We start from the raw sequence: 9,803 nt of genomic DNA on the forward strand, positions 1-9,803 counted from the left end.
TGAGCGTGGCGGTGGGTCACCGCTATCCGCTGGCCGACGCCGCCCGAGCGCACCGCGACCTACAGGGCCGTCAGACCATCGGATCTCTGGTGCTCACGCCGTAGCGGCCGCTAGTCGCCCCAGCTGCCCGGCATCATCGGCACGCTCGGCCCGCTACCGAATTCGTCGCCGGGAAGCGTAGTCAGCCCCGCGGCTTGGTTAACGGCCTCGCTGTGGACGGTTCCGGCAAATCCCAACGCCCCGGCGCCGCTGCCCGAAGCCGTCGGCTGGTCATCCGTCGGCACGCCCCAGTCCGGCTCGAGCTCGATGTTCGTATCAGCAAATTCGTTGCCGTGGTCGCGCTGTAGCGTGCGCCGACGTCGTCGCACCTGCCGCTGCGCACGCGCAGCCGCGGCCGCCGAAACGACGTCGGGCGTCGGCGCCTTCCGTTTGGCAACGGCACTGGCACCGACGCACGCCCTGATCCCCGAATCAAACCCGATGCGTGGCGGGCCCACCACGTAGGGAAACCCAAAACCGGGCCCACCCGCGGCCGGCGGCGCCGGCGGCACGGTACTGGTGACGGTGCTCGCCATCGGCGGGGAAAGGGGCGCCCCAGTTGCACTGGGGACGCCGATGGTCGGCGCCACCGCAGCGGCCGGCAGTAGCGCGGGCGCAGCCGGCGCGGGTGGCAGAGCCGGCGCCACAGCGGCTGCGGGCGGCTCCGCAGCGGGCAGTCCGGCCAGGCCCGCCAAACCGGCCACAGATCCGGCGCCCGCGCTGGCCAGGCCGAGGGCGGTGGCCGGCAAAAACGCGTATCCGAGCGGGAAGAACACCTCGTCGCCGTCGAAGAATGCGTAAAGCGGGTTCACCAACAGCGACAACGGATCCGTCAAGAGTCGGTGGATCAAGTGCGTCTGCGTGTAGCTGACCGGATTGGTGAGGAATTTATATATGTTGTCGACCCCGAACGCATAGGCGGTTTGGTTCGAAATTCCTAACTTCTGGAGGTAAGCCAGCACGGTGTCGAAGCTCACCGCCTGGGCGGCCTGTGCCGTGGCGGGCTGACCCGCGGCTTTCAGTATCTGTGGCGCGGGCGAGGTATGCGGCGCGGCCTCCACCGCCGCGCTCGCGACCGCCTGGTAAGTCGACATCGCGGTAGCAGCCTGGACCCACATCCGGGCATAGTCGGCTTCATTGAGGGTAATCGGAATGGTGTTGATACCGAAGAAATTCGTTGCCAGCAACACCCCGTGAACGGTGTGGTTGGTGGCCAACTCGGGCAACGTCGGCATTTCCGCAAGCGCAGCACTGTAGGCGGCGGCGGCGGTCTCGTGCCGGGCGGCCGCTACGGCGCTGTCAGCGCCGGCCTGCGTCAGCCAAGCCAGGTACAGCAGGTTCGCGATCACGTAGGACTCTGCACTCGGGCCCTGCCACGCGTCGGCCTGCACCGCGGACAGCACTGCGCTGAGTTCCTCTGCCGCGGTGGCGTATTCGCTACTCAGGGAGTTCCAGGCCGCAGCGGCCGCCAGCAGCGAACTCGGTCCCGGACCGCTGCTGAGCAACGTCGAGTGCACCTCGGGCGGAAACGCCATCCAGATGGGCGCGATCAGAGCCAAACCTCCTGCGGATCAGAGCCGGACCGCAGCACATTAGCATTGCCTAAGCTAACCTGTCGAGGTTTGCTGGACGCGGTTTTCTACCAGGTGCTGGGCAGCATCGGCATGCGTGGCCCGCTTCCGAACGCGTCATCGCTGAGCGTGGCCAGTCCTGTCGCCGTTTCACCGCTCTTCGACTCCGTCCCGGAGAATCCCAGCGGCCCCGCGCCCCGGTCCGACGATTCCGCCGAGGCGCCCCATTCGGGGTCGACATCGACATTCATATCGGCGAATTCGTCATAGTGATCGCGCTGCGTCGCGTGACGCCGCCGCCGTGAGGGACGCTTGGCTGCGGCAGCCACTGCCGCAGCGGCCATTTCCGGTGCTTTCGACGCGCCCCGCGACGTTGGCTCCTGGGTCTTGGCTTGCGCGCCGAGCCCCGCACCAATCGTCGGCCCGCCGACGATGTACGGCGGGGAAAATCCCGGTCCCGCCCCCGGCGAGGGCGTTGCTGGTGGCGGCGCAGAACCCGCGGGGGCGCTTGCGGCCGTCGCCGCTGTCGGTGAGGCCGCCGGGGCGCCGGGCGCGACCGAGGACGCCAGCACCGCCGGACCACCGACCGGGAACAGCGGTGGTGCGACCACGGACTCGAGTGGAGGCAGCGGTACCACCGGCTGCGCCAGGGCGCCCAGGCCGGCCAGCCCAGCGGCGCCCGCCCCGAGGGGCGCGAGCGCTGCCCCGCCCACCGCCGCATACAGCGCCGGACTTTGGCTCAAGAAAATGAGGACTTGCTCGATGTGCAGTGGAAAGTCGAACAAAGCAAAGCTGAAAAAGTATTGAATGGCGGTGACCGGATTCTGCGCCAGATAGGTGCTGAACTGGGACAGGTCTTCGCTGAGTTCGAGGAGTCGAACGACGTAGTAGATGGGTTGGCTGGGGTCCGCGTACGAGTCGAACGTCATTCCGTTGACGGTGCCTTGGGCGGGGTTGAAATTAATCCCGAAATTCTTCAGCACGTCCGCCAGGAAGTTTTCGAACGGGTTGACGATGTGCGGATCATGGGCGGTGAGGCTGTTGCCGATCCCGAACTGCTTCAAGATGTTCTGCAGCCACTGGGGGATCCCCAGCGGATTGTCACCGCTGAGGTTGCTGTATGGATCGTTACTTGCGGCAGGCTGTGCCTCGGATTTCAGGATCGCCGGCGCGGTGTCGGTGGTCGGCGTCGCCGCGACCGCGGTGTCGGCGACGGCTTGGTAGGTGGTCATCGTGGTGGCGGCCTGGACCCACATCCGCGCGTAGTCGGCCTCGTTCAGCGCGATCGGAATCGTGTTGATGCCAAAGAAATTTGTAGCCTGCAGCACACCGTGAACGACGTGATTGGAAGCCAACTCAGGCAGGGTCGGCATGACTGCCAGCGCGGCGGTGTACGCGGCGGCCGCGGCTTCGTGTTGGGTGGCCGCCGCGGAACTGTCGGCACTGGCTTTCGTGAGCCACGCCAGATACGGCACGTAAGCGGAGACGAACGACTCCGCACTCGGACCTTGCCAGGCGCCGGCCTGTACCTCGGCCAGCACCGAGCTGAGCTCTTCGGCCACCGACGTGTATTCGGCACTGAGCCCGTTCCACGCCTGCGCGGCCGCGAGCAGCGAGCTGGGGCCCGGACCAGTGCTCAGCAAGGTGGAGTGCACCTCCGGCGGCGCAGCCATGTAGATGGGCGCCGTCATGCTCAGACCCAGGCGCCGTAGGACGCCGCCGTGGCGGCATCGCCCGCGGCGTAGGCGGCACCCGCCGCGGCGACCCCAACTCCAGAGCGGCCAAGCTCTTGGGCGCCCTGTGCGACGGCGGCCGCATGCTGGCCGCCGCGCAGGCTGAACGCGGCAGCGGCGCGCAACGACACCGGGTCGGCCGCAGCGGGTAGGACGGCTGTGATCATTGGTGCCGAACTCGCCTGCGCCGACGCCAGCCGCGCCGTCAGAGCTTCGATGCGCGCGCTGGCGGCCGCGAGGCCCGCTGGGACGACGCGCAATGTCATGAAAACCCTCCGACCATCATGATGAATATGATTGTCATTAACATTTCTAGCACAGCCCGGTGGGAATGTGAACTCGAAAGGCCTACGGCGACTCCGCAAGCCGTCGATACCCCGCTTCGGCGAAGCGTCGGGCGGCGTCCCGCATCTCGTCGGTCACCGCACGGCCTTTTCGCTGGTCAGTCGAAAAAATCTCAGGTTCAACTTCTTTGGAGTAGAACCGGGACAGCTCGGCCATGCGCGCTATCGCCGCGGCGTCGATCGCGATCCCGAAGTGCGCCCCGACCCGTTGCCATACCGCGGCGGGCAGCTCAGCGTGGTCGATGCACAGCCGCCGAGGCGGTCCGGCGGCGGCTGACGACAGCATCGCGTTCAACGCTCGGGCAGCGAATTCGGGCCGTGGCATGGTCAGCACGGCGGCCGGGTCGATACCGAAGCGCAGCGCGGTCTGCGGCGGCGGGGTGCGGTGTCCGAGCCAACCGGGCGGAGTGGCCAGCAGCGACGCCACGACCTCGGCCGGGTCGCGCTGAACCCACACCCACGGGGTGTCCGGAAAAGCGGCGGTCAGGACCTCCTGGCGGCGAATGTTCCAGCTGGTGCACTTGAGCACAAGATGCTGTTCGTCGCCATGCCGGCGCCGGCCCAACGCCCGGACCAGCAGCCGAACCACCCGGACCAGCGTGACGTCGTCCACCCGCGCCGGATCCAGGCCCAGCAGGGCGTTGAGCGGGGAGGGCTCGGCGACCACCACGACCCCGGGAACCGTCGACAACAGCCTCGACACCAGCGTCGATCCACAGCGCGAGAAGTGGTGAATCATGCCCGCCGGATCGAGCGAGGGTTCTGCGTCGAGCGCCACCAGTGCCTCGAGTCCGGTTCGGACGAGCGGCCGCGCCTGCAGACCAGTCGACCACCGAGTCACGGTCTCGTCGAAGAACGGCTCCGCGAAACGCACGGCCGACAGATCCGCCCAGTCAATCGTCGGTATCCGCCCGGAAAAGTCGAATCGGATCGGCGTCCATCGGGCGAGGTCGGAAAGTTCCATCAGTCGGGCAGCCGGACCAGGAATCCGCTCACGATCAGAGTTCGGGCCAACTCGATCTGCTGCCTCGCGCTCAGACCCGGCAGATCACCGATCCGAAACGGCTCGACGCTTCGCGAAACGAACTCCATCGCGACCTTGTGGTCGGCAGTTGCCCCGACCGACAGGCTCGCGAATTGCAGTGTGACGCCGGTGGATTCCGTCCGCACCAGCGAATAGAGCGGTTGGTACTTGCGCACCACCGTTTCTCCGTCGAGTCCCACGACATCCGAGATCGGTCCGACCGGCGGGCAACGGCCCCGTCGGACCAGGACATCGGCCAGTGCGTCGAGTCCCCTCTCGATCGCACCCGGGTCCTCGACGATCTTGACGGTGTCACGCATCAGCGCGTCCACCGTGGCGCGCAGGTCCGCATCGTCGAGATGCCGGGGCGGCAGCTGGGCGTTGAGACGGTCGTCGTGAAAACTCTGCTGGTAAAGCGCCCCGACGGCGAGCATGAACGCGGTGGGGGCGTGCACACCCACGGTCAGATGAATCGATGGCTCTGACATCGTCTCGGCCTCATGCACTTTGCCCCGCGGCAGATACAAAACGTCGCCGGCTTCGACAGTCACGTCGATCGGCGCCGGAAGGCCTGCGATAGCAACAGCGCTATCTATATCGCGCTGCATTGCGCGCGGCGCGATGTCAGCGCCTTCGTAGACGTGCCAGATTTTGGATCCCTGAATCTGGACGATCACTACATCATGGTCGTCGTAGTGCGCAACGAGTCCTTGCGATCCGGGCGGGCTGATGTAGGCGTTGACCTGAACCGGAAAATTCAGCTCCACCTCGATGGACTGGGCCAACGCGGCAACGGTGCGCACGTGGCGCTCGACGCGGTCCAAAACGATCGTGTAGCCGGCGGCAAAGTCGTCGTGAATGCGGGCAACGTCGAGGCCGGCGTCCTGAATCCGGTAACTGTCCGCGCCTTTTTTGTCTTTTCCCTTCACCAGGCGCAGCTCGCAGGATTGCTGGCAGAACAGTTCCACGAGTTCTTCGGCCACCGACGGTCCCGGCAGCAGGCTGTCGAAGTAGTCCGCGCAGTGCCGTTCCACGTGGTAGCGCGTTTTCGCCCATATCTGGTCGAGAAACGTCTCCACCGAGACAGGGTGAAGCAACCACGCCAGGGAGAACTCGGCGTCAACGCTGGCTGAGCGGCGCTGCATCAGTCGTGCCCGCCACCTTCGTCCGCCCCACCGCCCTGGTCTGGTTTCCAGGAACCCGGTACCAGCGGAAGGGTAGTCGCGCCGCCAAAGTAGTCGCCGTCAAGTGTGACCAAACCCGTCGCTTGGGCCGCCGCCTTCTTGCGCACCGTCCCGGCGAACCCCAGCGGGCCCGCTCCCTGACCAGACTCCAGCTGACCGGAACCCAGCTGACCGGAACCCCACCCCGAGTCGACCTGGACATTCATATCCACGTATTCGTCACCGTGCGCACGACTGCCCGCGCGCCTGCGCCGTCGCCGCCGGCCCTCGGAAACCACTGCGGCAGAAGCAATCTCGGGTGCCTTAGCGGAGCCGCGCGACGTCGGTTCCTGCGTTTTGGCGCCAGCGCTCATCCCCGGTCCGGCCCCGATGCCCGGCGGACCCACCGCGTAGGGCGGCACGAAACCCCCTCCGCCCGCAACAGGCGGCGCCGGTGCGGCACTGGTGACGGTGGCGGTCGTCGTCGCCGGAGCGGGCATCGAGGTGCCAGGGGCGGTGCCGCTCGCGCCCATCGCGACGGGGCTGCCCGTCGGCGCCGGCAGGCTGTGCGGCTGGGGCATCGGCGCGGCACTCACCGCAGGCGCCACATCGGGCTGGAGTTCGGCCAGCCCGGCCAGACCCGCGAGACCCCCTGCAGCTCCGGCCGGCAGCAGGACAGGCAGGGCCAGAATTTCGGGAAAGGCGTTGACGAATTCAATGGCGTGGCCGAACTGGTCTGATGCCACTCCGACAACGTCGTACTCCAATTGCAGTAGCCCTTGCGCCGGGTTCTGCCCGATGAGTTGAATGTCTCGCTGCAAGGTCTGGGTGACTTCGAGAATTCGATTGACATACCAACTCAGCTGGTAAGGATTGCCGGAGTCGTTGTCGACGATCGGGAGTATCCCCTTGCTGGGGACGCCCTGGCCACCGTAGACGCCATCAGCAGGGCGGGCCGAATTCACGATCTGCGGGGCCGGCTCGGTACGCGGGGCCGCAGCCAGAGCGGTGGTTGACACCGCCTGATACGTCGTCATCGTCGCGGCTGCCTGGACCCACATCCGCGCATAGTCGGCCTCATTGACGGCAATCGGGATCGTGTTGATGCCAAAGAAGTTGGTCGCCAGCAGGACTCCGTGGATCGCATGGTTGGCGGCCAGTTCCGGCAAGGTCGGCATCGAAGCCAGCGCCGACGTGTACGCCGATGCCGCCGTCTCGTGCTGGGCCGCGGCGGCTGCGCTGTTGGCACTGCTCTGCACGAGCCACGCCAGGTAGGGCACGTGGGCGGCGACGTAGCGCTCGGCGCTGGGACCCTGCCACGCCCCGGCCTGCACCGCCGCCAAGACGTCGCTGAGTTCCGCGGCGACGTCGGCGTAGTCGGCGCTCAACGCGGTCCAGGCACTCGCCGCGGACAGCAACGACCCCGGGCCCGGGCCACTGCTCAGCAATGTCGAGTGGACTTCCGGCGGCAGCGCCATCCATACCGGAGCCGTCACCAGCCGTCGACTTCAACGACGAAGCGGCACATGGGCGGGACGGCTGCGGGCACGACGAATATTGAAAACTACGCCGCGTCGTAGTCACAAGACCCCGACGGGGTATGGGGTATCCCCAGGCCCCAGACCTGCCGTCAAGAAAGCAAGGTCGGCAGCGCAAGCGCGGAGTCGAGCGCCAGCGCGCAGAACACGGCGGCGAGATAATTGTTGGACTGCAGGAACAATCGCAGCGGTTTGACCGGCTCACCACGACGCACGCCGGCGTAGAGCTGATGGGCCATCGCCAGGAACCACACGCCGGCCACCACGGCGACCGCGGTGTAGAGCCAGCCGGCGGCCAACGCGAGCGCCAGCGTCGCGGCCACCGTCAGCCAGGTGTAGATCAAAATCTGCTTGGTGACCTGACGTTCCGTGGCCACCGCAGGCAGCATCGGCACGCCTGCCGCTTGGTAGTCCTCCTTGTAGCGCATCGCCAGCGCCCAGGTGTGCGGCGGCGTCCAGAAGAAGATGATCGCGAACATGACCAAAGCCGGCCAGCCGATCGTGCCGGTGACCGCCGACCAGGCGATCATCACCGGCATGCAGCCCGCCGCGCCGCCCCACACCACGTTCTGCCAGGTGCGGCGCTTGAGCAGCAGGGTGTAGACGAAGACGTAGAAAGCGATGGTGCCCATCGCCAGCAGACCGGACAGCAAATTGGTCGTCGACCACAGCCAGGCGAATGACGCGACGCTCAGAGTGAGTCCGAAGATCAGGGCGTTGCGGGTCGGCACGGTCGCGCGCGCCAGCGGACGGCGGGCCGTCCGCTTCATCAATTTGTCGATGTCGGCGTCGGCCACGCAGTTCAGCGTGTTGGCCCCGCCCGCGGCGAGCATGCCACCGACGAGCGTGTTGAAAATCAGCACCGGGTGCACGCTGCCACGGTGGGCCAGCAACATCGCCGGTATCGCGGTGACCAGCAACAGCTCGATGACCCGCGGCTTGGTGAGCGCTAAATAAGCCAGCAAGGTGGTGCTGATTCGACTCGGCGCAATGCGCTCGCGAATGCTCACGCAATGACTCCTCGGATGACAGCAGCGCGTAGCTTCTACTACACGCGATGGTAGACCGCACGACTTGCCCAGCATGCACCGCAGGGGCCATCGACAACGAATCGGCACGCGGTGACGCGTATCTTCCCGCACATCGCACCAGCTCACGACACCCGAGCAGACGGGAAATGAAGCAGCCTTCTACTCGCCCGCAACATTCCGGCACTAGGGTGGACTGGGACGTTTTGCCACGACAATCTGCGACCCCGAGGACTTCAGTACGTGACCACACTCGAAGACATCTCGACACTGACCCAACCGCACCACCCCGATGACTGGACCGAGGTCGATTCGGCCGCGGTCGACACCGCCCGGGTGCTGGCCGCCGACGCGGTCCAAAAGGTCGGTAACGGCCATCCCGGGACGGCGATGAGCCTTGCCCCGTTGGCTTACACGCTGTTCCAACGGGCGATGGTGCACGACCCGAGCGACCCGCACTGGCTGGGCCGCGACCGGTTCGTGCTGTCCTGCGGACACAGCAGCCTGACTCTGTACATCCAGCTGTATCTGGGCGGTTTCGGTCTGGAGCTGTCCGACATCGAGTCGTTGCGCACCTGGGGGTCCAAGACGCCCGGTCACCCCGAGTTCCGGCACACCAAAGGCGTGGAGATCACCACCGGCCCGCTCGGTCAGGGCCTGGCCTCAGCGGTCGGCTTCGCGATGGCGGCCCGCTACGAGCGGGGGTTGTTCGACCCCGACGCCGCGCCCGGGACCAGCCCCTTCGACCACCACATCTACGTGATCGCCTCAGACGGCGACATCGAGGAGGGGGTGACCTCGGAGGCGTCGTCGCTGGCAGGCGTGCAGCAGCTCGGCAACCTCATCGTGTTCTACGACCACAACGAGATCTCGATCGAGGACGACACCCAGATCGCGTTGTGTGAGGACACCGCCGCACGTTACGAGGCCTACGGCTGGCACGTGCAACACGTCGAGGGTGGCGAGAACGTCGTCGGTATCGAAGAGGCGATCGCGAAGGCGAAGGCGGTTACCGACAAGCCGTCGTTCATCTCGGTGCGGACGATCATCGGCTATCCCGCGCCGAAGCTGATGAACACCGGCAAGGCACACGGCTCGGCCCTCGGCGACGAGGAGGTCGCGGCGGTCAAGGAAGCCCTCGGCTTCGACCCGGAACAGAAATTCGCGGTCAGCGACGAGGTGCTCCACCACACCCGCGAGCTGGTGCAGCGCGGCAAAAAGGCGCACGACGACTGGAACGCCGACTTCCAGGCGTGGGCCGAGCGCGAACCCGAGCGCAAGAAGCTGCTGGACCGGCTGGTTGCCGAGGAGCTGCCCGACGGCTGGGACGCCGACATTCCGCACTGGGAGCCCGGTGACAAGG

Annotated in this window: 8 protein-coding genes and 1 pseudogene; 2 read left to right on the forward strand and 7 right to left on the reverse strand. The window is 66.7% G+C overall.

Annotated features, from left to right (window positions below; genetic code table 11):
- Positions 1–104 (forward strand): annotated as a pseudogene (locus tag AC2VOG_RS20045) (quinone oxidoreductase); the annotation flags it as partial.
- A gap of 6 nt (positions 105–110) precedes the next feature.
- Here AC2VOG_RS20045 and AC2VOG_RS20050 read toward each other — a convergent pair.
- From AC2VOG_RS20050 to AC2VOG_RS20080, 7 genes are all read right to left on the reverse strand, one after another.
- The gene (locus AC2VOG_RS20050; protein WP_486941579.1) at positions 111–1,592 is read right to left on the reverse strand and encodes a PPE domain-containing protein; all 1,482 of its coding nucleotides are present in this window, start codon (positions 1,590–1,592) and stop codon (positions 111–113) included.
- An 86-nt stretch (positions 1,593–1,678) separates the two neighbouring features.
- Positions 1,679–3,301, reverse strand: a complete 1,623-nt coding sequence (locus AC2VOG_RS20055) for a PPE domain-containing protein (RefSeq protein WP_486941572.1) — start codon at positions 3,299–3,301, stop codon at positions 1,679–1,681.
- Between the two features lie 2 nt (positions 3,302–3,303).
- On the reverse strand, positions 3,304–3,609 hold the full coding sequence (locus AC2VOG_RS20060; RefSeq protein ID WP_486941573.1) for a PE family protein: 306 nt from the start codon (positions 3,607–3,609) through the stop codon (positions 3,304–3,306).
- A gap of 82 nt (positions 3,610–3,691) precedes the next feature.
- A complete protein-coding gene (locus AC2VOG_RS20065) occupies positions 3,692–4,651 on the reverse strand; it encodes a hypothetical protein (RefSeq protein WP_486941574.1) in 960 nt (319 codons plus the stop codon).
- Entirely contained in the window at positions 4,651–5,856 is a 1,206-nt protein-coding gene (locus tag AC2VOG_RS20070; RefSeq protein ID WP_486941575.1) for a cupin domain-containing protein, read from the reverse strand. Before AC2VOG_RS20070 ends, AC2VOG_RS20065 begins: the two co-directional genes overlap by 1 nt.
- Positions 5,856–7,370, reverse strand: coding sequence for a PPE domain-containing protein (locus AC2VOG_RS20075; RefSeq protein ID WP_486941576.1), 1,515 nt, complete (start codon positions 7,368–7,370; stop codon positions 5,856–5,858). The genes AC2VOG_RS20070 and AC2VOG_RS20075 overlap by 1 nt, the downstream gene beginning before the upstream one ends.
- A gap of 134 nt (positions 7,371–7,504) precedes the next feature.
- Entirely contained in the window at positions 7,505–8,422 is a 918-nt protein-coding gene (locus AC2VOG_RS20080; RefSeq protein ID WP_486941577.1) for a heme o synthase, read from the reverse strand.
- A gap of 261 nt (positions 8,423–8,683) precedes the next feature.
- On the opposite strand from AC2VOG_RS20080, the gene AC2VOG_RS20085 reads away from it, so the two are divergent.
- A partial coding sequence (locus AC2VOG_RS20085) for a transketolase family protein (RefSeq protein WP_486941578.1) occupies positions 8,684–9,803 on the forward strand: 1,120 nt, incomplete at its 3' end.

The organism is Mycobacterium sp. TH-M11, from assembly GCF_057473725.1.

Bases quoted from the DNA above. Each gene is read 5' to 3' on its own strand.
- AC2VOG_RS20055 (WP_486941572.1), bottom strand. From the start codon at position 3,301: ATGACGGCGCCCATCTACATGGCTGCGCCGCCGGAGGTGCACTCCACC.
- AC2VOG_RS20060 (WP_486941573.1), bottom strand. From the start codon at position 3,609: ATGACATTGCGCGTCGTCCCAGCGGGCCTCGCGGCCGCCAGCGCGCGC.
- AC2VOG_RS20065 (WP_486941574.1), bottom strand. From the start codon at position 4,651: ATGGAACTTTCCGACCTCGCCCGATGGACGCCGATCCGATTCGACTTT.
- AC2VOG_RS20070 (WP_486941575.1), bottom strand. From the start codon at position 5,856: ATGCAGCGCCGCTCAGCCAGCGTTGACGCCGAGTTCTCCCTGGCGTGG.